Here is a 25,630-nt window from a genome sequence, read left to right as displayed (position 1 = left end):
CGCGAGGAGCTATAGACAATGAAAGATTTGCTGAATCTGCTGAAGTCCCAGGGACAGTCCGAAGAGTTCGACTCCATTCGTGTGTCCCTGGCATCACCGGATATGATCCGTTCCTGGTCTTACGGTGAGGTCAAAAAGCCGGAAACCATCAACTACCGTACCTTCAAGCCGGAACGTGATGGCCTGTTCTGTGCCAAGATTTTTGGTCCGGTCAAGGACTACGAGTGCCTGTGCGGCAAGTACAAGCGCATGAAGCACCGTGGTGTCATCTGCGAGAAGTGTGGTGTCGAAGTCACTCAAACCAAGGTGCGTCGTGAGCGCATGGCTCATATTGAGCTTGCATCACCCGTTGCACATATCTGGTTCCTGAAGTCACTGCCGTCTCGTATCGGCCTGATGCTGGACATGACCCTGCGTGATATCGAGCGTGTACTCTACTTCGAATCTTTCGTAGTGATCGATCCGGGTATGACCACGCTTGAGCGCGGTCAGATGATGAACGACGAGCAGTACTTTGAAGCACTGGAAGAGTTCGGTGACGACTTCGATGCCCGTATGGGTGCGGAAGCGATTAAAGAACTGCTGGCTTCAATCGATCTGGAAGAAGAGTGCCAACAGCTGCGTGAAGAACTGCCGCAGACCAACTCTGAAACCAAGATCAAGAAACTGTCCAAGCGTCTCAAACTGATGGAAGCCTTCCTGAAGTCGGGCAATGATCCCGGCTGGATGATCATGGAAGTGCTGCCGGTATTGCCGCCGGATCTGCGTCCGCTGGTACCACTGGATGGTGGTCGTTTCGCGACCTCCGACCTGAACGATCTGTACCGCCGTGTGATCAACCGTAACAACCGTCTGAAGCGCCTGCTTGACCTGAACGCGCCGGATATCATCGTGCGCAACGAGAAGCGCATGCTGCAGGAATCCGTTGACGCATTGCTGGACAACGGTCGTCGCGGTCGTGCCATTACCGGTTCCAACAAACGTCCGCTGAAATCCCTGGCCGATATGATCAAGGGCAAGCAGGGTCGTTTCCGTCAGAACCTGCTCGGCAAGCGTGTTGACTACTCCGGTCGTTCCGTAATCGTGGTAGGTCCGTATCTGCGTCTGCATCAGTGCGGTCTTCCGAAGAAAATGGCACTGGAGCTGTTTAAGCCATTCATCTTCTCCAAGCTGGAGCTGCGTGGCCATGCGACCACCATCAAAGCGGCCAAGAAGATGGTTGAGCGCGAAGAACCGCTGGTATGGGATATCCTCGACGAGGTCATCCGTGAGCATCCGGTCCTGCTGAACCGTGCACCGACTCTGCACCGTCTGGGTATTCAGGCGTTCGAACCGGTTCTGATCGAAGGCAAGGCGATTCAGCTGCACCCGCTGGTGTGTGCGGCATACAACGCTGACTTCGACGGTGACCAGATGGCGGTGCACGTACCGCTGACCATCGAGGCTCAGCTTGAAGCCCGCGCTCTGATGATGTCCACCAACAACATCCTGTCACCGGCAAACGGCGAGCCGATCATTGTACCGTCTCAGGACGTGGTACTGGGCCTGTACTACATGACCCGTGAGCGTATCAACGCCAAGGGTGAAGGCATGATCTTCTCTGACATCAAGGAAGTGCAGCGCGCTCACGGTGCCGGTCAGGTTCATCTTCAGGCACGTATCAAGGTACGTATTCCTGAAGTGATCCGTGACATTGAAGGTAATGTGGAAGAGCGTCATGAGCTGCAGGATACGACTGTAGGCCGTGCCATGCTGTTCGATATCGTGCCTGATGGCCTTCCGTTCGAACTGGTCGACCAGGCGATGAAGAAGAAGTCGATCTCACGCCTTTTGAACGAAGCCTATCGCCGTTGTGGTCTTAAGGACACGGTAATCTTCGCTGACCAGTTGATGTACATGGGCTTCCGTCAGGCGACCATGTCTGGCGCCTCCATCGGTGTGAACGACTTTGAAATCCCGGCCGAGAAGGTCGAGATCATTGCCGAGGCCGATAAAGAAGTTAAAGAGATCGAGCGTCAGTTCGCTGATGGTCTCGTAACTCAGGGCGAAAAATACAACAAGGTTATCGACATCTGGTCTCGTGCCAACGAACTGCTGGCCAAGAAGATGATGGATAACCTGAAAGTCGACGTTGTCATCGATGCCGAAGGCAACAAGGTCGAGCAGGAGTCCTTCAACTCCGTTTACATGATGGCCGACTCTGGTGCTCGAGGCAGTGCCGCACAGATTCGTCAGCTGTCCGGTATGCGTGGCTTGATGGCCAAGCCGGATGGTTCCATCATCGAAACACCGATCGTGGCCAACTTCCGTGAAGGTCTGAACGTACTTCAGTACTTCATCTCAACCCACGGTGCGCGTAAGGGTCTTGCGGATACCGCTCTGAAAACCGCAAACTCTGGTTATCTGACTCGACGTCTGGTTGACGTGGCACAGGATGTTGTAATCACCGAGCCGGACTGTGGTACCGATAAGGGTGTACTGGTACAGCCGATGATCGAGGGTGGCGATGTGATCGTGACTCTGGGTGAGCGTGTACTGGGGCGTGTCGTGGCTCAGGATGTGCTTGACCCGAGCGGCAAGGAAACACTGATCGAAGCCGGCACGCTGATTGACGAAACCTGGGTTTATCGTCTGGAAAATGACGAGAAATACAGCGGTATTGACGAAATTCTGGTGCGCTCCGCGATCACCTGTGAAGCTCAGGTTGGCATCTGTTCCAACTGCTATGGCCGTGACTTGGGTCGTGGACATTTGGTTAACCGAGGCGAAGCGGTCGGTGTTATTGCCGCCCAGTCGATCGGTGAGCCGGGTACACAGCTGACCATGCGTACCTTCCACATCGGTGGTGCTGCATCGCGAGCTGCTGCTGTGGATAACATTCAAGTCAAGAACGGTGGTGAAATCCGCCTGCACAACTTGAAATACGTTGAGCGTACTGATGGCAACCTGGTGGCGACCTCTCGTTCCGGTGAAGTCGGTGTAACCGATGAGCATGGTCGTGAGCGTGAGCGTTACAAGCTGCCGTACGGTGCCATCATCAAGGTGCGTGACGGCTCCAAGGTTGATGCCGGTGCTGTTGTGGCCAACTGGGACCCGCACACCCATCCGATCGTGACCGAAGTGGCGGGCCGCATCCAGTACGTGGGTATGGAAGATGGTATCACCATCAAACGCCAGACCGACGAACTGACAGGCCTCTCAACCATTGAGATCCTGGATGGCAAGGATCGTCCGCAGGCTGGCAAAGACATTCGTCCGATGGTCAAACTGGTAGACGAGCAGGGCAACGACGTGTTCCACCCGGGCACTGAAATGCCGGCCCAGTACCTGTTGCCGGCCAAGGCGATCGTCAACCTGAACGACGGTGCTGATGTTCAGATCGGTGACATTCTTGCGCGTATTCCGCAGGAAGGTTCGGTCAACAAGGACATCACCGGTGGTCTGCCGCGTGTTGCCGACCTGTTCGAGGCACGTAAGCCGAAAGAGTCTGCCGTACTGGCAGAGGTTTCAGGTACCGTAACCTTCGGCAAGGAAACCAAGGGCAAGCGTCGCATCGTGATCACCCCGCTGGATGGTTCTGATCCGGTTGAGATCATGATCCAGAAGTGGCGTAACCTGAACGTGTTTGAGGGTGAAACGGTTGAGAAGGGTGAGGTCATCTCTGATGGTCCGTCCAACGCTCACGACATCCTGCGAATCCTGGGTGTAGCCGAACTGGCCAAGTACATTGTCAGCGAGATCCAGGAGGTTTATCGCCTCCAGGGTGTGGCAATCAACGACAAGCACATTGAAGTAATTGTGCGTCAGATGCTGCGCAAGGCCGAGATTAATGAAACCGGCGATTCCGACTTCATCCCGGGTGACCAGGTTGAGTATGCCGCGATCATTGATCAGAACAAGCGCCTTGATGCGGAAGGCAAAATTCCGGCCAAGTACGAGCGCGTACTGCTGGGTATTACCAAAGCCTCTCTGGCAACAGAGTCGTTCATCTCCGCGGCCTCCTTCCAGGAGACAACCCGCGTATTGACCGAAGGTGCGGTAACCGGCAAGCGCGACTTCCTGCGCGGCCTGAAAGAAAACGTGGTGGTAGGTCGACTGATCCCGGCGGGTACGGGTCTGGCATACCACAGCGAGCGTAAGCGTAAACGTCAGATGGCAACAGAAGGTATGACCGTGAGTGCGGAAGATGTGCAGCAGGCACTGACCGAAGCACTCAATGCATCCATGTCTTCGCCGGACGCTGAGTAAATATTGCTCAATAATTGACGTCAGGGGCCGGAATTGATTAAAATTCCGGCCCTTTCGTGCTGGACTCAAAGTTCAGCTCATAAAGATGGTAAAAAACCAAACGTGGAGTTTGCTTAATGGCAACGATTAACCAGTTGGTACGCCAGCCACGTAAGCGCAAGGTGCAGCAGAGCGACGTTCGCGCGCTCGAAGCATGTCCGCAGCGTCGTGGCGTGTGTACCCGTGTTTACACTACTACTCCGAAGAAGCCGAACTCGGCTCTGCGTAAAGTATGTCGTGTGCGTCTGACCAACGGCTTTGAAGTGTCTTCCTACATCGGTGGTGAAGGTCACAACCTGCAGGAACACTCAGTTGTTCTGATCCGTGGTGGTCGTGTAAAAGACCTCCCGGGTGTTCGTTACCACACTGTACGCGGTTCTCTGGACTGCTCCGGTGTTAACGATCGCAAACAGGGTCGTTCCAAGTACGGTACCAAGCGTCCCAAGTCCTGATCCCGTCGCTCCGACGGTGAAGCTGTTCCAGCCGGTGGCCGCTTAGGGTTGCGTAGCTGTTAAAGCGAGACCGAAAGACGATAAGAGTAAGGGCGGATGTGAATACAATCCGCATATCCTGAAGACCTTAATTTATTACAGAGGGCTTATCCAATGCCAAGAAGACGCGTCGCTGCGAAGCGCGAAATCCTGCCGGATCCCAAATTCGGTAACATTACACTGGCAAAATTCATCAACCACCTGATGGTGCACGGCAAGAAGTCTGTTGCTGAGCGCATTGTTTATGGTGCGATGGACAAAATTGAAGAACGCACCAAGCAGGACCCGCTGGAGCTGTTCGAAAAAGCACTGGAAACTGTTCAGCCGCTGGTTGAAGTCAAGTCCCGCCGTGTAGGTGGTGCGACTTACCAGGTGCCCGTGGAAGTACGTCCCTCCCGTCGTATGGCTCTGTCCATGCGCTGGCTGGTAGACGCCGCCCGTAAGCGTGGCGAGAAATCCATGGCGTTGCGTCTGGCAGGTGAGCTTGCTGATGCTGCTGAAGGTCGTGGTGCTGCTGTTAAGAAACGTGAAGACGTGCATCGCATGGCAGAAGCCAACAAGGCCTTTGCCCACTATCGCTTCTAAACATCAGAGGAATTGAGTCGTGGCTCGAACTACCCCACTTGCACGATATCGTAACATCGGTATTTGTGCGCACGTTGATGCCGGCAAGACTACCACCACTGAGCGTGTTCTGTTTTACACAGGCCGTAGCCACAAGATGGGTGAAACCCATGACGGTGCATCCACTACTGACTGGATGGAGCAGGAGCAGGAGCGTGGTATTACCATCACCTCCGCAGCTGTTACTTGTTTCTGGAGCGGTATGCAGAAGCAGTTCGATGAGCACCGCGTCAACATCATCGATACTCCGGGACACGTTGACTTCACTATCGAAGTAGAACGTTCCTTGCGTGTACTGGACGGTGCCGTCGTGGTTCTGTGTGCTTCTTCAGGCGTGCAGCCGCAGACCGAGACTGTATGGCGCCAGGCCAACAAGTATGAAGTTCCCCGCATGGTGTTCGTCAACAAAATGGACCGCGCCGGTGCCAACTTCTACATGGTTGAAGAGCAGCTGAAGAAGCGTCTCGGTGCCGTCCCTGTTCCCATCAATCTGCCGATTGGTGCAGAAGATGAGTTCAAGGGTGTTGTCGACCTGCTGCGCGGCAAGGCGATCCTGTGGAACGAAGATGACATGGGTATGACCTTTGAAGAAGGTGATATCCCGGCTGACATGCAGGACACCGTTGATCAGTACTACGAGCAGATGGTTGAAGCCGCTGCCGAAGGTTCTGAAGAGTTGATGGAAAAGTACCTTGAAGAAGGTGAGCTGACCGTTGATGAAATCAAGGAAGGCCTGCGTGCACGCACTTTGAACAATGAGATCATCCTGATGCAGGCTGGCTCGGCGTTCAAAAACAAGGGTGTACAGGCTGTACTGGATGCCGTCATTGAATACCTGCCGTCACCTACAGAAGTTAAGGCGATCGAAGGTACTCTCGACGACAAGGCTGAGACCGTTGAAACACGTGAAGCGGATGACGATGCCCCGTTTGCGGCGTTGGCATTCAAGATCGCAACTGACCCGTTTGTTGGTACCCTGACGTTCGTACGTGTTTACTCCGGCGTGCTGAATTCTGGTGACAGTGTGTATAACTCTGTCAAACAGAAGAAAGAACGTATCGGTCGTATGGTGCAGATGCATGCCAACAGCCGTGAAGAGATCAAGGAAGTACGCGCTGGTGACATCGCGGCGATGATCGGTCTGAAGGATGTAACCACAGGTGACACTCTGTGCGACCTGGACAAGAAAATTGTTCTGGAACGCATGGAATTCCCTGAGCCGGTTATCTCCGTTGCAGTAGAACCGAAGTCGAAGGCTGACCAAGAGAAAATGGGCATTGCACTGAGCAAGTTGGCTCAGGAAGACCCATCTTTCCGTGTTGAAACTGATGAAGAAACCGGTCAGACCATTATCTCCGGTATGGGTGAGCTTCACCTTGATATCATCGTTGACCGCATGCGTCGCGAATTCAAGGTTGAGGCCAATATCGGTAAGCCGCAGGTTGCCTACCGCGAAAAAATCCGTAAGCCTGTTGTGGCAAACCACAAGTTTGCTCGCCAGTCTGGTGGTCGCGGTCAGTACGGTCACGTTGTTGTAGAGTTCAGCCCGAGTGATGAAGAAGGACTGGAGTTCTTGAACGAGATCGTGGGTGGTGCGATTCCGAAGGAATACATCCCGGCGGTACAGAAAGGTATCGAAGAGCAGATGAAGAACGGTGTTATCGCCGGTTATCCGCTCATCGGTTTGAAGGCACGTCTGTACGACGGTTCCTTCCACGAAGTTGACTCCAACGAAATGGCGTTTAAAATCGCCGCATCACAGGCACTTAAGAAGTATGCACAGGAAGCCAGTCCGTGTCTGCTCGAGCCGATGATGAAAGTTGAAGTCGTAACCCCTGAAGAGTACATGGGCGATGTGATGGGTGACCTGAACCGTCGTCGTGGTCTGGTGCAGGGTATGGAAGACAGCACATCCGGCAAGGTGATCAACGCTGAAGTACCGCTGGGTGAAATGTTCGGTTACGCTACTGACCTGCGCTCTGCGTCTCAGGGTCGTGCGACCTATTCTATGGAGTTCAAGGGTTATTCCGAAGCTCCGCAGAATATTGCCGAAGCCGTTATTAAGCAGAACTGATAAGCCAATTGCTGAATTAAGAGGATATAACCGTGGCTAAGCAATCATTTGAACGTAACAAGCCGCACGTTAACGTAGGTACTATCGGCCACGTTGACCACGGCAAAACGACACTGACCGCTGCACTGACTCGCGTCTGTGCAGAAGTATGGGGCGGCGCAGCCGTTGCCTTCGACGGTATCGACAACGCACCGGAAGAGCGTGAGCGTGGTATCACCATCTCTACTTCACACGTAGAGTATGAATCACCGACTCGCCACTACGCGCACGTAGATTGCCCGGGACACGCTGACTACGTTAAGAACATGATCACCGGTGCTGCCCAGATGGACGGCGCGATCCTGGTATGTTCTGCTGCTGACGGCCCCATGCCGCAGACCCGTGAGCACATCCTGCTGTCACGTCAGGTAGGCGTACCTTACATCGTTGTGTTCCTGAACAAAGCGGACATGGTAGACGATGAAGAGCTGCTGGAACTGGTAGAGATGGAAGTTCGCGAACTTCTGGATCAGTACGACTTCCCGGGCGACGACACTCCGATCGTTGTAGGTTCTGCGCTGATGGCGCTGAACGGTGAAGACGACAACGGCTTCGGCACCTCTGCCGTTAAGAAGCTGGTTGAGACTCTGGACGAGTACATTCCTGAGCCTGAGCGTGCAATTGACCTGCCGTTCCTGATGCCGATCGAGGACGTATTCTCCATCTCCGGTCGTGGTACCGTAGTAACCGGTCGTATCGAGCGTGGCATCCTGAACGTGGGTGACGAAGTGGAAATCGTGGGTATCCGCGACACCACCAAGACCACCTGTACTGGCGTTGAGATGTTCCGCAAGCTGCTGGACCAGGGTCGTGCCGGTGAGAACGTTGGTGCGCTGCTGCGTGGTACCAAGCGTGACGACGTAGAGCGTGGTCAGGTACTGTGCAAGCCGGGCTCAATCAAGCCGCATACTCAGTTCGAAGGCGAAGTGTACGTACTGAGCAAAGAAGAAGGTGGTCGTCATACTCCGTTCTTCAAGGGCTACCGTCCGCAGTTCTACTTCCGTACTACTGACATCACTGGCGCGTGTGAACTGCCGGAAGGTGTTGAAATGGTAATGCCGGGTGACAACGTTCAGATGTCCGTTACCCTGATCAACCCGATCGCGATGGAAGAAGGCCTGCGCTTCGCTATCCGTGAAGGTGGTCGTACCGTTGGTGCGGGTGTTGTTGCCAAAATCATTGCGTAATCCTTGTTGATTACAGCATGAGTCAAAAAGCCCTCCTCGGAGGGCTTTTTTGTAGCTGTTACCATGGTTGGTCAAAAAGTAAACTTTCGGTTGACGATGGTGGCTCCACTGGGTAAAATTTGCGTCCCCTTTATCCGAGGGGAGGTCGGCTATTGCCGTTAAAAAACTTACAGGAAATGCGTGATCAGAATGCAGAACCAAAAAATCAGAATTCGTCTGAAGGCTTTTGATCATCGCCTGATCGACTCATCTGCTCAGGAGATCGTTGAGACTGCTAAGCGGACGGGTGCTCAGGTGCGTGGTCCGATCCCACTTCCTACCCGCAAAGAACGTTTTACCGTACTGATCTCTCCGCACGTCAACAAAGACGCGCGTGACCAGTACGAAATCCGTACTCACAAGCGTGTACTGGACATCGTTGAGCCGACAGAAAAAACTGTCGACGCACTGATGAAGCTGGATCTCGCTGCGGGTGTTGAAGTGCAGATCAGCCTCGGCTAATAAGCACTGCGCTAATTATTCAATTAATGAAGCGCTATTTGTGGAATGCGCCTGAAAAGGGCAGCCATAGCGGGTGACAGCCCCGTACACAACTGGCAAGAGGTATAAACATGTCTGTAGGACTTATCGGACGTAAAGCGGGTATGACCCGTATCTTCACAGAAGATGGCGTGTCCGTGCCAGTCACCGTCATCGAAATGGAACCGAACCGTGTTACCAGCATCAAGACCGTCGAAACTGACGGTTATGCAGCGGTACAGGTGACCACCGGAAGCAAGAAGGCCAATCGCCTGAGCAAGCCGGAAGCGGGTCACTTTGCCAAGGCAGGTGTCGAAGCCGGCCGCGGTTTGTGGGAGTTCCGTCTGAATGGTGACGAGGAAATCAACGTTGGCGATTCGCTGACGGTTGAGCGCTTCGAAGCAGGTCAGAAGATCGATGTTACCGGTCAATCCAAGGGTAAAGGTTTCCAGGGCGGTGTTAAGCGTTGGAATTTCCGCACTCAGGATATGACTCACGGTAACTCCGTTTCTCACCGTGCTCCGGGTTCCATTGGTCAGTGCCAGACCCCGGGTCGTGTCTTCAAGGGTAAAAAGATGGCCGGTCACATGGGTGACGAGCGTTGCACCGTACAGACTCTTGAAGTCGTACGTGTTGACGCAGAGCGCAACCTGCTGATCGTCAAGGGAGCAATCCCGGGCGCCACTGGTGGCGATGTCATCGTTAAACCTGCTGTTAAAGCACGCGCCTGAGGAGGATTGTTATGAATCTGAATCTGACTGGAGCCAACGGATCGGTTGAAGTTTCCGATCTGGCTTTTGGTAAAGAGTTCAATGAGGCGCTGGTTCACCAGGTTGTCACTGCCTATATGGCAGCTGGCCGTCAGGGTACCAAAGCGCAGAAAAATCGTTCAGCTGTATCCGGCGGTGGTGCCAAGCCCTTCCGTCAGAAGGGAACTGGCCGTGCCCGTGCCGGTACCAGTCGCTCGCCGCTGTGGCGCTCGGGTGGTGTTACCTTCGCTGCGCAGCCGCGTAGCTTTGCTCAGAAAGTAAACAAGAAGATGTATCGTGCTGCAATGCGTTGCATCCTGTCTGAGCTGGTGCGTCAGGAACGTCTGGTTGTTGTTGAAGACTTCCAGCTTGAAGCACCCAAAACCAAGCAGTTCATTGCCAAGCTCGGTGAGCTGAAGCTGGACAATGCCCTGCTGATTACCGAAAACGTCGAGCAGAATCTGTATCTGGCTGCGCGCAACGTTCCGCACGTTGATGTACGCGACGCTGCAGGTATCGACCCGGTTAGCCTGGTTGGTTTCGAGAAGGTCCTGGTAACAGTCCCTGCTCTGAAGAAAATTGAGGAGGTGCTGGCATGAACCCGGAACGCATTTATAAAGTGCTGCTCGGACCGCACATCTCTGAAAAAGCCACAATCGTAGCAGAAGGCAGCGAACAGGTTGTCTTCCGTGTGGCCAAAGATGCAACCAAGCCGGAAATCAAGCGAGCCGTTGAAGAACTCTTCAATGTTAAGGTCGCAGGCGTCAGCGTTCTGAATATCAAGGGCAAAACCAAGCGCACTCAGCGTGGTCTTGGCAAGCGTAACGATGTTCGTAAAGCGTATGTTCGTCTGGCCGAAGGCTCCGAAATCGATTTCCTGGCAGGCGAATAACGAGGGGTTGAACAATGGCAGTTATTAAAGCAAAGCCGACCTCTGCTGGACGTCGTCATCTCGTAAAGGTGGTCAGCGCTGATCTGCATAAGGGTAAGCCTTTTTCCGCACTGGTCGAGAAGAAGAGCAAGTCCGGTGGTCGTAACAACAACGGCCGTATCACCACCCGTCATATCGGTGGTGGTCACAAGCAGCATTACCGTATCGTCGATTTTCGTCGCAACAAGGATGGTATCCCCGCTGTAATCGAGCGTGTGGAATATGATCCGAACCGTTCTGCGCACATCGCTCTGGTGAAGTACGCAGATGGTGAGCGTCGTTATATTATTGCGGCTAAAGGTTTGACTGCGGGTTCCAAAATCCAGTCTGGTGATGATGCCGATATCAAAATCGGTAACACTCTGCCGCTGCGTAACATTCCGCTGGGTAGTACTGTTCACTGTGTCGAACTGAAGCCGGGTAAGGGCGCTCAGATCGCACGTTCAGCAGGAACTTCAGCACAGCTGGTAGCCCGTGAGGGAACCTACGCGACACTGCGTTTGCGTTCAGGTGAAACTCGCAAGGTGCTGTCCGAATGCCGCGCGACCCTGGGTGAAGTGAGCAACTCTGAGCACAGCCTGCGTCAGCTGGGTAAAGCTGGTGCCAAGCGCTGGCGTGGTGTTCGTCCGACCGTTCGCGGTGTGGCGATGAACCCGGTTGATCACCCGCACGGTGGTGGTGAGGGTCGTACCTCTGGTGGTCGTCACCCGGTTACACCGTGGGGCGTGCCGACCAAGGGTCACAAAACCCGTTCGAACAAGCGTACTGATAAACTGATCGTACGCCGTCGTCAGGCTAAATAAGAGGATACAGCTGTGCCACGTTCACTGAAGAAAGGTCCGTTCATTGACCTTCACCTGTTGAAGAAGGTAGAGGCTGCAATCGAGGCTAACGAGCGTCGTCCGATCAAGACCTGGTCACGTCGTTCAACTGTGTTCCCACAGTTTGTAGGTCTCACTATTGCAGTACATAACGGTCGTCAGCATGTTCCGGTTTTTATTACCGAGGACATGGTAGGCCATAAACTGGGCGAGTTCGCTGCGACACGTACATACCGCGGTCATGCAGCCGACAAGAAGGCCAAGAAGAAGTAAGGGGGTTGATGATGGAAGTTATCGCCAAGCATGTAGGCGCCAACATCTCCGCCCAGAAGGCCCGACTGGTCGCTGATCAGATCCGTGGTAAGTCTGTGGGCGAAGCTCTGAATATCCTGGCGTTCAGCACGAAGAAAGGTGCACACCTGGTCAAGAAAGTACTCGAGTCTGCTATCGCGAATGCGGAGCATAACGAAGGTGCTGATGTTGACGAGCTGCGTGTATCAACGATCTTCGTTGATGAAGGGATGACCATGAAGCGTATCCGGCCGCGTGCCAAGGGTCGCGCTGATCGCATCCTGAAGCGTACGTCACATATCACCGTCAAGGTGGCCGACTAAGAGCTGACTGCTAGGAGAGTTCAATATGGGTCAGAAAGTAAATCCGACCGGTATTCGGCTTGGTATCGTTAAAGACCACACCTCTGTGTGGTACGCGGACAAGTCTGAATACTCTGCACGGCTGCTGAACGATCTCCAGGTTCGCAAGTACCTGGATCAGCAGCTGAAAAATGCATCTGTGAGCCGCATCGAAATCGAGCGTCCGGCACAGAATGCCAAGATCACCATCTACACGGCTCGTCCGGGTATTGTGATCGGCAAGAAGGGCGAAGATGTCGAGAAGCTGCGTAACGCCGTTTCCCAGATGATGGGTGTGCCTGTTCACATCAACATCGAAGAAGTACGCAAGCCGGATCTGGATGCAAAACTGGTTGCACAGAGCGTCGCCAGTCAGCTGGAACGTCGCGTAATGTTCCGTCGCGCCATGAAGCGTGCGGTTCAGAACGCCATGCGTCAGGGCGCCAAAGGCATCAAAATTCAGGTTGGCGGACGTCTCGGCGGTGCCGAGATTGCACGTACTGAATGGTATCGCGAAGGTCGTGTTCCTCTGCACACTCTGCGTGCAGACATCGATTACGCTACCTACGAAGCCCACACTACATATGGTGTGATTGGCGTTAAAGTCTGGATCTTCAAGGGTGAGATCCTCGGCGGTATCGAACAGGTACGTGCCGAGAAGAACGCGCCCAAGAAGAAAGGTTCTAAGTGAGGTAGACGTCAATGCTGCAACCGAAACGACTGAAATACCGCAAGGTAATGAAAGGTCGCAACCGCGGCCTGGCACAGCGCGGCAGCAAGGTCAGCTTTGGTGAGTTTGCACTGAAAGCGACCGGTCGTGGCCGCATCACTGCTCGCCAGATCGAAGCGGCCCGTCGTACCATGACCCGTCACGTAAAGCGTGGTGGCAAGATCTGGATTCGGGTTTTCCCGGATAAGCCGATCACCACCAAGCCGCTTGAAGTACGTATGGGTAAAGGTAAGGGTAGCGTGGAATACTGGGTCGCTCAGATTCAGCCCGGCAAGGTGCTGTTTGAAATGAGCGGTGTTCCCGAAGAGCTGGCTGCAGAAGCCTTCGCTCTGGCTGCTGCCAAGCTGCCGGTATCAACCACTTTTGTTAAACGGACGGTGATGTAATGAAAGCTACTGAACTGCGTGACAAGTCCGTTGAAGAGCTTCAGCAGGCTCTGCTGGGCCTTCTGAAGGACCAGTTTAACCTGCGTATGCAGAAAGCTACTGGCCAGCTGGCGCAGACTCACCTGCTTGGTCAGGTTCGTCGCGACATCGCTCGCGTTAAGACAGTACTTAACGAAATGCAGGTGACCAAATGAGCGCGGAAAAACGTACTCGGACTGTGACCGGTAAGGTCGTCAGTGACAAGATGGATAAAACCATCACAGTTCTGGTTGAGCGTAAGGAAAAACACCCGATCTACGGTAAGTTTGTAAAGCGCTCCACCAAACTGCATGCTCACGATGAGAAGAATGAGTGTCAGATGGGTGATCTGGTAACTATTGCCGAATCCCGTCCGCTTTCAAAGACCAAAACCTGGTCGCTTATTCGCATTGAAGAGCGTGCAGCAAAGGTGTAAACTAGTGCGCCTTTGCTCCATTATGCCTGCTCACCTCAGCTGCTAATGGCAGTTGTGGTGACGGTTTATACAGTTTGTGGAGTAGACCATGATTCAGACTGAAACGATGCTTGATGTTGCTGACAACAGCGGCGCCAAGCGTGTGCAGTGTATTAAGGTCCTGGGTGGTTCCCACCGCCGCTACGCATCCGTTGGCGACATCATCAAGGTGACCGTCAAGGAAGCAATTCCGCGTGGCAAGGTGAAGAAAGGCCAGGTACTTAAGGCTGTCGTAGTACGTACCCGTAAAGGTGTTCGTCGTCCAGATGGTTCACTGATCCGCTTTGATACCAACTCTGCGGTTCTGCTGAACAACAACGACGCTCCGATTGGAACGCGTATCTTCGGGCCAGTAACGCGTGAGCTTCGTAATGAGAAGTTCATGAAGATCATTTCCCTGGCGCCTGAAGTGCTCTAAGACTCTGTTTATTAACAGTGTCTTGTTAAAAACGCCACTCCCAGCAGGGTTTGGCGTTTTTGAGCATGAGAGGGTAGCAGGAAAAGACAAGGTAAAATAATGCGTAAGATTCGTCGCGACGATGAAGTCATCGTTATCGCAGGTAAAGATAAGGGCAAGCGCGGCAAGGTTATGCGCGTGCTTCAGGACGATCGTCTGATCGTTTCTGGCATCAACATGATCAAGAAGCACCAGAAGCCCAATCCGATGCTGGGTCGTCAGGGTGGCATTGTTGAGAAGGAAGCGGCTATCGCGACCTCCAACGTGGCTATCTTTAACGCGCAGACCGGAAAAGGCGATCGTGTAGGCTTCAAGCTGCTCGAAGACGGCACCAAGGTCCGCTTCTACAAGTCTACCGGCGAAACCATCGTTGGTGCTAAGTAAGAGAGGTTGGTGCAAATGTCCAGATTGAAAGCGCTTTACGCAAACGAAATCAAGCAGAAGCTCAAAGAAGAGCTGAACTGCCCGAACGTCATGGCCGTTCCCCGTGTTACCAAAATCACCCTGAACATGGGTGTTGGTGAAGCATTGGGCGACAAGAAACAGCTCGAAAACGCTGTTGCTGACATGACTGCAATCGCTGGTCAGAAACCGGTCGTAACCAATGCTCGCAAGTCAATTGCAGGCTTTAAGGTTCGTGAAGGTTGGCCTATCGGTTGCAAAGTCACTCTGCGTGGTCAGCAGATGTGGGAGTTCCTGGATCGTCTGGTTGACGTTTCCATCCCGCGTATCCGCGACTTCCGTGGACTGAACCCGAAGTCCTTCGATGGCCGTGGTAACTATAGCATGGGCGTCAAAGAGCAGATTATCTTCCCGGAAATCGACTATGACAAAGTCGACAAGCTGCGTGGTCTCGATATTACGATCACCACTACCGCGAAGAATAACGACGAAGGTCGTGCGCTGCTGTCCGCTCTGCAGTTCCCGTTCAAGAAATAAGGCAGGGGTTGAATAATGGCCAAGGTTTCCATGATCAATCGTGAGCTCAAGCGCGAGAATCTCGTGAACAAGTACGCCGCAAAGCGTGCTGAGCTCAAAGCAATTATTGCAAGCCCGAACAGCTCAGAAGATGAGGTGTGGGATGCACAGGTCGCGCTGCAGAAATTGCCGCGTGATGCTAGCCCGGTGCGTAAGCAGCGTCGCTGTCAGGTTACAGGTCGTCCGCACGGCGTATATCGCAAGTTCGGACTGTGCCGTATCAAGCTGCGTGAAGCAGCTATGCGTGGCGATGTTCCGGGTCTGAAGAAGGCAAGCTGGTAAGCTTGTCATTGGTAAGCTCAGTGGTCAGGGCAGGCAATTTGCCTGCTACCGCACTGCGCTGCACTTAAGAGGACGTTAATAGCATGAGTATGCAAGACACCCTCGCGGATATGTTTACCCGTATCCGCAACGGACACATGGCTGAAAAAGCCCATGTTGCCATGCCGTCTTCCAAACAGAAGGTTGCAGTGGCAAATCTTCTGAAGGATGAAGGCTACATCACCGACTTCTCCGTTGAAGGTGATGTTAAGCCGGTCCTGTCCATCGAACTGAAATATTTCGAAGGCAAGCCGGTTATCGAAGAGATCAAGCGTGTAAGCCGTCCCAGTCTGCGTATCTACAAGAGCGCGTCTGAGCTGCCGAAAGTGGCAGATGGTCTTGGTATCGCAATTGTCTCTACCAGCAAAGGCGTCATGACCGATCGCGCTGCCCGTAAGGCCGGCATCGGTGGTGAAGTTATCTGCACGGTATTCTAAGAGGTATTCCAATGTCACGAATTGCGAAGAAACCCGTAGTAGTACCGGCAGGCGTGGAGATTAAACTGGCGGGTCAGTCTCTGACAGCCAAAGGTAAAAACGGTCAACTGAGCCTGGATGTTCATGCTTCAGTTGCTGTAGAGCAGGCTGAAGGTCAGCTCGTTTTTGCTCCGCGTGATGGCGCCAAACAGTCCATGGCACTGGCTGGTACTACACGTGCACTGGTCAACAATATGGTGGTTGGTGTAAGTGAAGGCTTTTCCAAGACCCTGAATTTGCTGGGTGTTGGTTACCGTGCGCAGGCTAAAGGTAAAGTTCTGAACCTGACGCTTGGCTTCTCTCATCCGATCGATTACGAACTGCCCGAAGGTGTTACAGCTGAAACACCGAACAACACCACGATCGTTATCAGCGGTGCTGATAAGCAGCGTGTTGGTCAGGTGGCTGCAGAAGTTCGCGCATTCCGTCCGCCTGAACCTTATAAAGGTAAGGGTGTTCGTTATGTTGACGAATATGTACGCCGTAAAGAGGCTAAGAAGAAGTAAGGCAGGGTCATGAACGTTAAGAAACAAGCTCGTATCCGTCGTGCGCGTCGGTCGCGCATGCAAATGCGCGAGCAGAGTGCTGTTCGCCTTTGCGTGAATCGCTCTCCGCGTCACATTTACGCGCAGGTTATCTCTGCTGATGGCAGCCAGGTTCTGGCCTCTGCTTCCACAGTAGAAAAAGATCTGCGTGAAGGTGCTACCGGAAATATCGAAGCAGCCAAGAAAGTGGGTGCTCTGATCGCCAGCCGTGCTAAAGAAGCAGGCGTTTCCAAGGTAGCGTTTGACCGCTCCGGTTTTAAATACCACGGTCGTGTTGCAGCTCTTGCTGATGCTGCTCGCGAAGGCGGCCTGGAATTCTAAAGGTTTCTATTATGGCAAATCACGAACAGAAAGACGGTGAACTGCAAGAGAAGCTGGTTCAGGTAAACCGCGTCGCCAAGGTGGTAAAAGGCGGTCGTATCTTCGGTTTCACAGCGCTGACTGTCGTTGGTGACGGTAACGGACGTGTGGGCTTCGGCCGCGGTAAAGCACGTGAAGTTCCTGTTGCGATCCAGAAAGCGATGGAGCAGGCGCGCCGTAACATGGTTAGCGTCCAGCTCAATGGCCACACTCTGCAGTACCCGGTTAAAGCCCGTCACGGTGCTTCCCGTGTTTACATGCAGCCCGCTTCAGAAGGTACCGGTGTAATTGCCGGTGGTGCAATGCGCGCCGTTCTGGAATTGGCAGGCGTTCACAACGTACTGGCCAAGTGCTACGGCTCTACCAACCCGGTAAACGTAGTACGTGCAACTATCAACGGCCTGAAAGTCATGAAGGCGCCTGAAGATGTTGCAGCCAAGCGTGGCAAGTCCGTTGAAGAGATTCTGGAGAGCTAAGCGATGGCGAATACTATCAAGGTAACTCTGACTCGTAGCACCATCGGTCGGCTGCCCAAGCACATTCAGTGTGTGAAGGGTCTGGGTCTGCGCCGTATCGGCCACACCGTAGAAGTGGAAGATACTCCGGCTGTGCGCGGGATGATCAACAAGGTCAACTACATGGTTAGTGTAGAAGGCGAATAAAAGGAGTCACCCAATGCGTTTGAATTCTCTGCGCCCGGGCGCCGGTTCCAAGCATGCTCCCAAGCGTGTAGGTCGCGGTATCGGTTCCGGACTGGGTAAAACTGGTGGCCGTGGCCACAAGGGCCAGAAGTCCCGTTCTGGCGGTAGCGTGAACCCGGGCTTCGAAGGCGGTCAGATGCCAATCCAGCGTCGTCTGCCGAAGTTTGGTTTTACCTCTCGTCAGGCGCGCTATGTAGCTGAAGTTCGTTTGAACGAACTGGCTGCTGCCGGTGTTGACGTTGTCGACCTGGCTGCGCTGAAACAGGCTGATATCATCCGTGAAGAGATCAAGTCTGCACGCGTGATACTGTCTGGTGAGATCAAAAAGGCAGTCACCGTTAAAGGTCTTAAAGTGACCAAAGGTGCACAGGCTGCGATCGAGGCTGCTGGCGGCAAAGTCGAGGCGTAAATGGCTAAGCAAGGACAAATACCGGCAGGCATGCAGAGTGGACTGAAAGAGCTTTGGGCTCGTCTCAGATTCGTTCTGATTGCGATCATCGTATACCGTATCGGGGCTCATATTCCGGTGCCGGGTATCAACCCTGATCGTCTTGCTGCGCTGTTTGATCAGAATCAGGGAACCATTCTCAGTCTGTTCAACATGTTCTCAGGTGGTGCGCTGGAAAGGATGTCAATCCTGGCGCTGGGGATCATGCCCTACATCTCTGCATCCATAATCATGCAGTTGATGACAGTGGTCAGTCCGCACCTGGAGCAGTTGAAGAAGGAAGGAGAGGCGGGTCGTCGCAAGATCAGCCAGTACACCCGCTACGGTACAGTCATTCTCGCGACTGTACAGGGGCTTGGTATGGCAGTTGGTCTGGCCAGTCAGGGCGTTGCCTTCGCAGCCGATATGAGCTTCTACTTTGTAGCAGTCGTAACGCTGGTTGCAGGGGCTGTATTCCTGATGTGGCTGGGTGAGCAGATCACTGAGCACGGCATTGGCAACGGCATCTCGATTCTGATCTTTGCCGGTATTGTGGCTGGTTTGCCGGGTGCGATCGGTCAGTCCTTCGAATCAGCGCGCCAGGGTGATCTCAATATCCTGGCGCTGCTGGCGATTGCTGTCATGGCCATTGCTACTGTTGGTTTTGTTGTGTTCATGGAGCGTGGCCAACGCCGCATTACCATTAACTATGCAAAACGTCAGCAGGGACGTCGTGTCTATGCCGCGCAGTCAAGTCATCTGCCTTTGAAGGTCAATATGGCTGGGGTTATCCCGCCGATCTTCGCGTCCAGCATCCTGCTCTTCCCGGCTTCGGTTGGCCAATGGTTTGGTCAGTCTGAAGGGATGGAGTGGCTGCAGGATGTGGCACTGGCTCTTGGGCCAGGACAGCCGCTGTACATTCTGCTGTTTGCGATGGCAATTGTGTTCTTCTGCTACTTCTACACTGCGATTGTTTTCAATCCACGTGATGTAGCAGATAACCTGAAGAAATCAGGTGCCTTTATTCCAGGGATTCGTCCTGGTGATCAGTCCGCACGGTATATCGACTCCGTGCTGAGTCGCCTGACATTGTTTGGTGCGCTCTATATCACGGCCGTTTCGCTGATGCCCCAGTTTCTGGTGGTAGCCTGGAACGTGCCATTCTACTTCGGCGGTACATCGTTGCTGATCGTGGTGGTAGTGGTTATGGACTTTATGGCGCAGGTGCAGTCGCATCTGATGTCACACCAGTATGAGTCCCTGATGAAAAAATCGAATCTTAAAGGCGGCGCAGGTCTGCTGCGCTAAGCCTAATGAGGTGGATCATGAAAGTACGTGCATCTGTTAAAAAGATTTGCCGTAACTGCAAGATCGTACGACGCAACGGTTCCGTGCGCGTGATCTGCAAAGTGGAGCCCCGACACAAGCAGCGCCAGGGTTAATCCACAGCTGGCCGGGAGTGGAGGTGCGTAGCCTTGATTTATTTTTGATCAGGGTGTAACATTGCGCGCCTTCCACGAACTAAAGAATGATTGGTTCTGGTGAGCATTTCTCCCAGGACATAAATATGGAGTACATTGAATGGCCCGTATAGCTGGCGTCAATATTCCTGACAATAAGCATGCGGTAATTTCTCTGACTTACATTTACGGGATAGGCCGCACGACTGCACAACAGATCTGTGATGCTACCGGCATTGCGCCTAGCACCAAGATTGGTGATCTGTCTGAAGAGCAGCTCGATAATGTTCGTGGTGAAATTGCCAAGTTGACCGTTGAAGGCGACTTGCGTCGTGAAGTCAACATGAACATCAAGCGCCTTATGGACCTCGGTTGCTACCGTGGCCTGCGTCACCGTCGTAATTTGCCGGTGCGTGGTCAGCGCAGCAAGACCAATGCGCGTACCCGTAAAGGGCCGCGTAAGCCGATCCGTAAGTAAGCGATAGGAATTTCCGAATATGGCTAAGCCAGGTAATCGCACTCGTAAAAAGGTTAAAAAGCAGGTAGCGGATGGGCTCGCGCACATCCACGCCTCTTTTAACAACACTATCATCACTATTACCGATCGCCAGGGTAATGCTCTGAGCTGGGCAACTTCAGGTGGCTCCGGCTTCCGTGGTTCCCGCAAGAGCACCCCGTTTGCCGCCCAGGTGGCAGCTGAGCGTGCCGGTCAGGCAGCTCTGGAATACGGTCTGAAAAACCTCGACGTGTTTGTGAAAGGCCCGGGACCGGGTCGTGAGTCAGCAGTCCGTGCACTGAACGGCTGTGGCTACAAAATCACAAACATCACGGACGTGACCCCGATTCCGCACAACGGTTGTCGTCCGCCGAAGAAGCGTCGCGTTTAATCTGGAGACGGTAATATGGCTCGTTATCTTGGACCAAAGTGCAAGCTGTCCCGTCGTGAAGGCACCGATCTCTTCCTGAAGAGTGGTGTCCGCGCGCTTGACAGCAAGTGCAAAGCAGAAACAGTACCCGGTGTTCACGGTGCCCGTCGCGGTCGCCTGTCTGAATACGGTCTGCAGCTGCGTGAAAAGCAAAAAGTACGTCGCATTTACGGCGTGCTGGAACGTCAGTTCCGTGGTTATTACAAAGAAGCAGCACGCCGCAAGGGTGCTACAGGTGAAAACCTGCTTCAGCTTCTCGAAGGCCGTCTGGACAACGTTGTATACCGCATGGGTTATGGTTCTACCCGTGCTGAAGCACGTCAGGTTGTGTCTCACCGTCAGATCACTGTCAATGGTCAGGTAGTTAATATTCCTTCCTACCAGGTACAGGCTGGCGACGTAGTAGCAGTTCGCGAAAAAGCCAAAAACCAGCTGCGTATCAAACACGCACTGGATCTGGCTGCTCAGCGTGCTCCCGTTGAATGGATTGAAGTTGATGCTTCGAAGATGGAAGGTACTTTCAAGTCCCTGCCGGAACGTAGCGATCTTTCAGCCGACATCAACGAGCACCTGATCGTCGAGCTCTACTCGAAGTAATTCTTGAACTCTTGACTGGTGGAACTATGCAGCGTTCAGTAAACGAGTTTCTTTACCCGCGTCACATTGACGTGCAGGAGATTAGCAAAACCCGCGCCAAGGTGACTCTTGAGCCACTGGAGCGAGGGTTCGGCCATACCCTGGGCAATGCGCTGCGCCGTATCCTGCTCTCTTCCATGCCGGGTTGTGCAATTTCGGAAGTTGAGATTGAGGGTGTGTTGCACGAGTACAGCAGCATAGAAGGGGTGCAGGAGGATGTCATCGAGATCCTGCTCAACCTCAAAGGTGTTGCCATTGCTCTGCACAACGGTGATGAGGCGCTTCTGACACTCTCCAAGTCAGAGGCAGGTTCTGTCACGGCTGGCGATATTCAGCTGACTCAGGACGTTGAAATTGCCAATCCCGAACATGTGATTGCTCACCTGAATCCAGGTGCTGCACTGAACATGCAGCTGCGCGTGACACGCGGCCGTGGCTATGTGCCGGCTGACTCACGTAACAGCGACGAGGATGAAACTCGTGCCATCGGACGTCTGCAGCTGGATGCCAGCTACAGCCCTGTTCTGCGCGTGTCCTATGCAGTTGAAAGTGCACGTGTAGAACAGCGCACCGACCTGGACAAGCTCGTGATCGATATCGAATCCAACGGTACTATCGATCCGGAAGAGTGCATCCGTCGTGCGGCTACCATACTGCAGCAGCAGCTGGTCGTGTTTGTTGATCTGGAAGACGCGGGTGAACAGACTCGCGCCGAGCCGAATGAGCCGGAGATTGATCCTGTTCTTCTGCGCCCGGTCGACGACCTGGAGCTGACTGTACGTTCCGCGAACTGTCTGAAAGCAGAGCAGATCTATTATATTGGTGATCTGATCCAGCGCACCGAAGTAGAGCTGCTGAAGACTCCTAACTTGGGCAAGAAGTCTCTGACCGAGATCAAAGATGTGCTGGCATCTAAAGGTCTGTCGCTTGGCATGCGTCTGGAAAACTGGCCCCCGGCCAGTCTGAAAGGCGATGACAAGGTTGCCTCTTGAGTCTGACTTCTAACCCTAAGTTGCAAAGGATTTAGAAAATGCGTCATCGTAAATCTGGTCGACACTTAAATCGTACAAGTGCTCACCGCAAAGCGATGTTCAAAAATATGGCAGTGTCTCTGTTCGAACACGAACTGATCAAGACTACTCTGCCTAAAGCTAAAGAACTGCGCCGCTTTGCTGAGCCGCTGATCACTCTGGCCAAGATCGATTCGGTTGCTAACCGTCGTCTGGCGTTCTCCCGTACCCGCAGCAACGATGCTGTAGGTAAACTGTTCAACGAACTGGGTCCGCGTTACGCGGCTCGTCCCGGTGGCTATATCCGCATTCTCAAGTGCGGATACCGTGCCGGCGACAAGGCTCCCATGGCCTACGTTGAACTGGTAGATCGTCCGGTTGGTCAGACTGTTGCAGATGAGAGTGCAGAAGATTAATACTCTTCTGAACTGTTAAAAAAACCCGGTGCCTTTGGTTACCGGGTTTTTTTTCGCCTGTAATTTAGTGAAGGCGGGCTGTAGTGTTGGTGACAGCCCGCACAAGGTCAGACAGGTTTCAACATGGGTTTCAGGAAGCGTCCGGTATGTGACTGTGGCATGTTTGCAACGGTCTCGGGTGTGCCGGTGGCAATGATTTCGCCACCACCGCTGCCACCTTCCGGGCCCAGGTCTATGATCCAGTCGGCGGTCTTGATTACGTCCAGGTTGTGTTCAATCACGACGATGGTATTGCCGTGGTCCCGCAGGCGATCAAGGACATTGAGCAGTTGCTGTATGTCATAGAAATGCAGCCCGGTGGTGGGCTCGTCAAGAATATACAGGGTCTTGCCGGTGTCCCGCTTACTCAATTCTCGCGCCAGTTTGACACGTTGTGCTTCGCCGCCCGAAAGTGTCGTCGCTGCCTGTCCGAGACGAATATAGCTGAGGCCGACATCGATCAGGGTTTGCAGCCGTCGTGCCAGCGCTGGTATGGCGTCGAAGAATTCACGCGCATCCTCAACCGTCAGCTGCAATACCTCATCGATGCTCTTGCCCTTGTACTTCACTTCCAGGGTTTCACGGTTATAGCGCTTGCCCTTGCAGATATCGCAGGGCACATAGATGTCCGGCAGGAAGTGCATCTCCACCTTGATTACGCCGTCCCCCTGGCAGGCTTCACAGCGGCCACCCTTTACATTGAAGCTGAAACGTCCCGGTTTGTAGCCGCGTGAGCGTGCTTCCTGGGTCCCGGAAAAGAGTTCACGGATCGGTGTAAAAATACCGGTATAGGTCGCGGGGTTGGAGCGTGGAGTGCGTCCAATCGGACTCTGGTCTATATCGATGACCTTGTCAAACAGATCCAATCCTTCAATCCGCTCATAAGGTGCCGCGTCCAGCGTTGTCGCATGATTAAGTGCCGTGGCGGCAACCGGGTACAACGTGTTGTTGATCAATGTGGATTTGCCGGAACCCGACACGCCGGTCACACAGGTCATCAGTCCAACAGGAATTTCGAGCGTCACCTGCTGCAGGTTGTTGCCGCTGGCGCCTATCAGACGCAGTATCCTGTCACTGTCCACCGGCTTGCGTTGTTCCGGTATCGCAATCGACCGTTTGCCGGACAGATACTGGCCTGTGATCGATTCGGGATTGTCCATAATGGTCTGGGGCAGGCCCGCGGCGATGACACGCCCGCCATGTACGCCGGCTCCGGGGCCGATATCAATCAGATAATCCGCCATGCGGATGGCATCTTCATCGTGTTCAACTACGATGACGGTATTGCCCAGGTCACGCAGGTGTTCCAGAGTTTTGAGCAGACGTTCATTGTCGCGTTGATGCAGTCCGATGGATGGCTCATCCAGTACATACATGACACCGACCAGACCTGCACCAATCTGACTTGCCAGTCGGATGCGCTGAGCTTCACCACCTGAAAGAGTATCAGCACTGCGTTCAAGCGATAGGTAGTCGAGTCCTACATTGACCAGAAAACTCAGGCGTTCACGAATCTCTTTTAGAATCTTGTCGGCGATCTCGCCTTGTTTGCCTCCGAGTTGAAGCTGTTCAAAGTACTCTTTTGCCTGACCAATCGGCAGGCGTACAAGATCAGGCAGAGTGCGTTGGTCAATAAATACATGGCGCGCGTCAGCACGCAATCGGCTGCCATTGCATGAGGGGCATGCATGCATGTTGAGATAGCGAGCCAGGTCTTCGCGTACACTTTCGGACTCGGTTTCCCGGTAGCGCCGCTCCAGATTATTGATCACGCCTTCAAAGGGGTGCGCCTTCTTAACGCGTTCGCCTCGATCATTACGGTAGTGAAAGTCTACGCTGTCATCACCACTGCCGTGCAGAATGATATTGCGGTGTTGTTCGCTGAGTTTCTCAAACGGGGTATCCAGATCAAAGCCGTAGTGTTGACCTACCGCCTGCAGCTGTTGGTAATAGTAGAGACTTCGCTTATCCCAGCCACGTATGGCACCCTGTGCAAGGGTCAGTGATGCGTCCTGTACCAGTTTGGCTGGATCAAAATACTGTCGTACCCCAAGACCATCACAGGCAGGGCAGGCGCCGTGGGGGTTGTTGAATGAGAACAAACGAGGCTCGAGTTCCTGAATGCTGTGGCCGCAGGTCGGGCAGGCGAAACGTGCCGAAAATACCATCTCCTCCATACCCTCATCCATGGGGGCAATTCTGGCAATGCCATCGCTCAGCTCCAGAGCGGTTTCAAATGATTCTGCCAAGCGGGTTTGAAGGTCCTCTCGAACCTTGATGCGATCAACTACCACTTCAATATCGTGTTTGCGTTTCTTGTCCAGTGTTGGGGCATCATCAAGATCGACCACCAGCCCATCTATACGGGCGCGGACGAAGCCCTGGCTGCGCAGCTGGCTGATGATATGTAAGTGCTCACCCTTGCGGCCCTGTACGACGGGAGCCAACAGCATTACGCGTGTGCCTTCGGGCAGTGCGAGCACCTGATCAACCATCTGGCTGACGGTCTGTGCCGCCAGCGGCAAGTCATGTTCAGGGCAGCGCGGTTCGCCTGCTCGGGCAAAGAGCAGACGCAGGTAATCGTAAATCTCGGTGATGGTACCAACTGTCGAGCGGGGATTATGCGATGTGGATTTCTGCTCGATCGATATGGCTGGTGACAGTCCTTCGATATGGTCTACATCGGGCTTTTCCATCATCGACAGGAACTGGCGTGCATAGGTGGACAAGGATTCCACGTAGCGGCGCTGTCCTTCGGCGTAGAGAGTGTCGAAGGCGAGTGAGGACTTGCCTGATCCCGACAGCCCTGTGATGACGATCAACTGGTCGCGGGGGATATCGAGGTCAATATTTTTCAGGTTGTGGGTGCGTGCACCCCGTACCAGAATCTTGTCCATTGCGGCTCCGCCTTGGCT

34 protein-coding genes are annotated in these 25,630 nt (G+C 53.7%); 33 read left to right on the top strand and 1 reads right to left on the bottom strand.

What is annotated here, in order from left to right; translation table 11 throughout:
- Window positions 1-18: 18 nt before the first annotated feature.
- The 33 genes from rpoC to rplQ all read left to right on the top strand — a co-directional run bounded on the left by rpoC (window position 19) and on the right by rplQ (window position 22,676).
- Entirely contained in the window at window positions 19-4,248 is a 4,230-nt protein-coding gene (rpoC, locus tag ACAM29_RS13590) for a DNA-directed RNA polymerase subunit beta' (protein ID WP_206838269.1), read from the top strand.
- 116 nt (window positions 4,249-4,364) lie between these two features.
- Window positions 4,365-4,739 carry a 30S ribosomal protein S12 gene (gene rpsL, locus ACAM29_RS13585; RefSeq protein ID WP_091826381.1) on the top strand — a complete coding sequence of 125 codons (375 nt, stop codon included), beginning with the start codon at window positions 4,365-4,367 and terminating at the stop codon, window positions 4,737-4,739.
- Window positions 4,740-4,892: 153 nt separating this feature from the next.
- Window positions 4,893-5,363: a 30S ribosomal protein S7 gene (rpsG, locus tag ACAM29_RS13580; protein WP_091826383.1), complete on the top strand. Its 471-nt coding sequence runs from the start codon at window positions 4,893-4,895 to the stop codon at window positions 5,361-5,363.
- A 19-nt stretch (window positions 5,364-5,382) separates the two neighbouring features.
- Window positions 5,383-7,476, top strand: coding sequence for an elongation factor G (gene fusA, locus ACAM29_RS13575; protein WP_206838283.1), 2,094 nt, complete (start codon window positions 5,383-5,385; stop codon window positions 7,474-7,476).
- A 32-nt stretch (window positions 7,477-7,508) separates the two neighbouring features.
- Window positions 7,509-8,702, top strand: coding sequence for an elongation factor Tu (tuf, locus tag ACAM29_RS13570; RefSeq protein WP_091826387.1), 1,194 nt, complete (start codon window positions 7,509-7,511; stop codon window positions 8,700-8,702).
- A gap of 189 nt (window positions 8,703-8,891) precedes the next feature.
- Window positions 8,892-9,203, top strand: a complete 312-nt coding sequence (gene rpsJ / locus ACAM29_RS13565; protein ID WP_091826389.1) for a 30S ribosomal protein S10 — start codon at window positions 8,892-8,894, stop codon at window positions 9,201-9,203.
- 110 nt (window positions 9,204-9,313) lie between these two features.
- Complete coding sequence (gene rplC, locus ACAM29_RS13560; protein ID WP_091826391.1) at window positions 9,314-9,952, top strand: 50S ribosomal protein L3; 639 nt, start codon at window positions 9,314-9,316, stop codon at window positions 9,950-9,952.
- Between the two features lie 11 nt (window positions 9,953-9,963).
- Window positions 9,964-10,569, top strand: a complete 606-nt coding sequence (gene rplD / locus ACAM29_RS13555) for a 50S ribosomal protein L4 (protein ID WP_091826393.1) — start codon at window positions 9,964-9,966, stop codon at window positions 10,567-10,569.
- Window positions 10,566-10,862 carry a 50S ribosomal protein L23 gene (gene rplW / locus ACAM29_RS13550; RefSeq protein WP_091826395.1) on the top strand — a complete coding sequence of 99 codons (297 nt, stop codon included), beginning with the start codon at window positions 10,566-10,568 and terminating at the stop codon, window positions 10,860-10,862. The genes rplD and rplW overlap by 4 nt, the downstream gene beginning before the upstream one ends.
- A 14-nt stretch (window positions 10,863-10,876) precedes the next feature.
- Window positions 10,877-11,704: a 50S ribosomal protein L2 gene (rplB, locus tag ACAM29_RS13545; protein WP_091826398.1), complete on the top strand. Its 828-nt coding sequence runs from the start codon at window positions 10,877-10,879 to the stop codon at window positions 11,702-11,704.
- 12 nt (window positions 11,705-11,716) lie between these two features.
- On the top strand, window positions 11,717-11,995 hold the full coding sequence (gene rpsS / locus ACAM29_RS13540) for a 30S ribosomal protein S19 (protein WP_010324100.1): 279 nt from the start codon (window positions 11,717-11,719) through the stop codon (window positions 11,993-11,995).
- 11 nt (window positions 11,996-12,006) lie between these two features.
- Entirely contained in the window at window positions 12,007-12,336 is a 330-nt protein-coding gene (gene rplV, locus ACAM29_RS13535) for a 50S ribosomal protein L22 (RefSeq protein WP_091826400.1), read from the top strand.
- A 25-nt stretch (window positions 12,337-12,361) separates the two neighbouring features.
- On the top strand, window positions 12,362-13,045 hold the full coding sequence (gene rpsC, locus ACAM29_RS13530) for a 30S ribosomal protein S3 (protein ID WP_091826403.1): 684 nt from the start codon (window positions 12,362-12,364) through the stop codon (window positions 13,043-13,045).
- An 11-nt stretch (window positions 13,046-13,056) separates the two neighbouring features.
- Entirely contained in the window at window positions 13,057-13,470 is a 414-nt protein-coding gene (gene rplP, locus ACAM29_RS13525) for a 50S ribosomal protein L16 (RefSeq protein ID WP_091826405.1), read from the top strand.
- Complete coding sequence (gene rpmC, locus ACAM29_RS13520) at window positions 13,470-13,664, top strand: 50S ribosomal protein L29 (RefSeq protein WP_091826407.1); 195 nt, start codon at window positions 13,470-13,472, stop codon at window positions 13,662-13,664. The genes rplP and rpmC overlap by 1 nt, the downstream gene beginning before the upstream one ends.
- A complete protein-coding gene (gene rpsQ, locus ACAM29_RS13515; protein WP_010324095.1) occupies window positions 13,661-13,924 on the top strand; it encodes a 30S ribosomal protein S17 in 264 nt (87 codons plus the stop codon). Before rpmC ends, rpsQ begins: the two co-directional genes overlap by 4 nt.
- A gap of 88 nt (window positions 13,925-14,012) precedes the next feature.
- The gene (gene rplN / locus ACAM29_RS13510) at window positions 14,013-14,381 is read left to right on the top strand and encodes a 50S ribosomal protein L14 (RefSeq protein WP_091826408.1); all 369 of its coding nucleotides are present in this window, start codon (window positions 14,013-14,015) and stop codon (window positions 14,379-14,381) included.
- A gap of 99 nt (window positions 14,382-14,480) precedes the next feature.
- On the top strand, window positions 14,481-14,804 hold the full coding sequence (gene rplX, locus ACAM29_RS13505) for a 50S ribosomal protein L24 (RefSeq protein ID WP_091826410.1): 324 nt from the start codon (window positions 14,481-14,483) through the stop codon (window positions 14,802-14,804).
- A gap of 15 nt (window positions 14,805-14,819) precedes the next feature.
- A complete protein-coding gene (rplE, locus tag ACAM29_RS13500; RefSeq protein ID WP_091826412.1) occupies window positions 14,820-15,359 on the top strand; it encodes a 50S ribosomal protein L5 in 540 nt (179 codons plus the stop codon).
- A 15-nt stretch (window positions 15,360-15,374) separates the two neighbouring features.
- The gene (gene rpsN / locus ACAM29_RS13495) at window positions 15,375-15,680 is read left to right on the top strand and encodes a 30S ribosomal protein S14 (protein WP_091826414.1); all 306 of its coding nucleotides are present in this window, start codon (window positions 15,375-15,377) and stop codon (window positions 15,678-15,680) included.
- A gap of 83 nt (window positions 15,681-15,763) precedes the next feature.
- Entirely contained in the window at window positions 15,764-16,156 is a 393-nt protein-coding gene (rpsH, locus tag ACAM29_RS13490; protein WP_206838304.1) for a 30S ribosomal protein S8, read from the top strand.
- 11 nt (window positions 16,157-16,167) lie between these two features.
- A complete protein-coding gene (gene rplF / locus ACAM29_RS13485) occupies window positions 16,168-16,701 on the top strand; it encodes a 50S ribosomal protein L6 (RefSeq protein ID WP_091826419.1) in 534 nt (177 codons plus the stop codon).
- 9 nt (window positions 16,702-16,710) lie between these two features.
- Window positions 16,711-17,061 carry a 50S ribosomal protein L18 gene (gene rplR, locus ACAM29_RS13480; RefSeq protein ID WP_091826421.1) on the top strand — a complete coding sequence of 117 codons (351 nt, stop codon included), beginning with the start codon at window positions 16,711-16,713 and terminating at the stop codon, window positions 17,059-17,061.
- An 11-nt stretch (window positions 17,062-17,072) separates the two neighbouring features.
- Window positions 17,073-17,576: a 30S ribosomal protein S5 gene (gene rpsE, locus ACAM29_RS13475; protein WP_091826423.1), complete on the top strand. Its 504-nt coding sequence runs from the start codon at window positions 17,073-17,075 to the stop codon at window positions 17,574-17,576.
- A gap of 3 nt (window positions 17,577-17,579) precedes the next feature.
- Window positions 17,580-17,762, top strand: a complete 183-nt coding sequence (gene rpmD, locus ACAM29_RS13470) for a 50S ribosomal protein L30 (protein ID WP_091826425.1) — start codon at window positions 17,580-17,582, stop codon at window positions 17,760-17,762.
- 13 nt (window positions 17,763-17,775) lie between these two features.
- Window positions 17,776-18,210 carry a 50S ribosomal protein L15 gene (gene rplO / locus ACAM29_RS13465; protein WP_091826427.1) on the top strand — a complete coding sequence of 145 codons (435 nt, stop codon included), beginning with the start codon at window positions 17,776-17,778 and terminating at the stop codon, window positions 18,208-18,210.
- A complete protein-coding gene (gene secY, locus ACAM29_RS13460; RefSeq protein ID WP_091826428.1) occupies window positions 18,211-19,536 on the top strand; it encodes a preprotein translocase subunit SecY in 1,326 nt (441 codons plus the stop codon). It begins immediately after the preceding gene.
- Between the two features lie 17 nt (window positions 19,537-19,553).
- Window positions 19,554-19,670, top strand: coding sequence for a 50S ribosomal protein L36 (gene rpmJ, locus ACAM29_RS13455; RefSeq protein ID WP_007021200.1), 117 nt, complete (start codon window positions 19,554-19,556; stop codon window positions 19,668-19,670).
- 139 nt (window positions 19,671-19,809) lie between these two features.
- Window positions 19,810-20,166, top strand: coding sequence for a 30S ribosomal protein S13 (rpsM, locus tag ACAM29_RS13450; RefSeq protein ID WP_091826430.1), 357 nt, complete (start codon window positions 19,810-19,812; stop codon window positions 20,164-20,166).
- A gap of 19 nt (window positions 20,167-20,185) precedes the next feature.
- Entirely contained in the window at window positions 20,186-20,575 is a 390-nt protein-coding gene (gene rpsK, locus ACAM29_RS13445) for a 30S ribosomal protein S11 (protein ID WP_010324082.1), read from the top strand.
- Window positions 20,576-20,590: 15 nt separating this feature from the next.
- The gene (gene rpsD / locus ACAM29_RS13440; RefSeq protein ID WP_091826432.1) at window positions 20,591-21,211 is read left to right on the top strand and encodes a 30S ribosomal protein S4; all 621 of its coding nucleotides are present in this window, start codon (window positions 20,591-20,593) and stop codon (window positions 21,209-21,211) included.
- A 26-nt stretch (window positions 21,212-21,237) separates the two neighbouring features.
- Window positions 21,238-22,242: a DNA-directed RNA polymerase subunit alpha gene (gene rpoA / locus ACAM29_RS13435; RefSeq protein ID WP_091826434.1), complete on the top strand. Its 1,005-nt coding sequence runs from the start codon at window positions 21,238-21,240 to the stop codon at window positions 22,240-22,242.
- 38 nt (window positions 22,243-22,280) lie between these two features.
- Window positions 22,281-22,676: a 50S ribosomal protein L17 gene (gene rplQ / locus ACAM29_RS13430; RefSeq protein WP_091826436.1), complete on the top strand. Its 396-nt coding sequence runs from the start codon at window positions 22,281-22,283 to the stop codon at window positions 22,674-22,676.
- Window positions 22,677-22,783: 107 nt separating this feature from the next.
- Here rplQ and uvrA read toward each other — a convergent pair whose 3' ends face one another.
- Complete coding sequence (uvrA, locus tag ACAM29_RS13425; RefSeq protein WP_369624442.1) at window positions 22,784-25,612, bottom strand: excinuclease ABC subunit UvrA; 2,829 nt, start codon at window positions 25,610-25,612, stop codon at window positions 22,784-22,786.
- Window positions 25,613-25,630 lie beyond the last annotated feature (18 nt).

This window comes from Marinobacterium sp. BA1 (genome assembly GCF_041155135.1).
Classification (GTDB): Bacteria; Pseudomonadota; Gammaproteobacteria; order Pseudomonadales; family Balneatricaceae; genus Marinobacterium; species Marinobacterium iners.
This window is presented reverse-complemented; position numbering and strand designations above follow the sequence as displayed.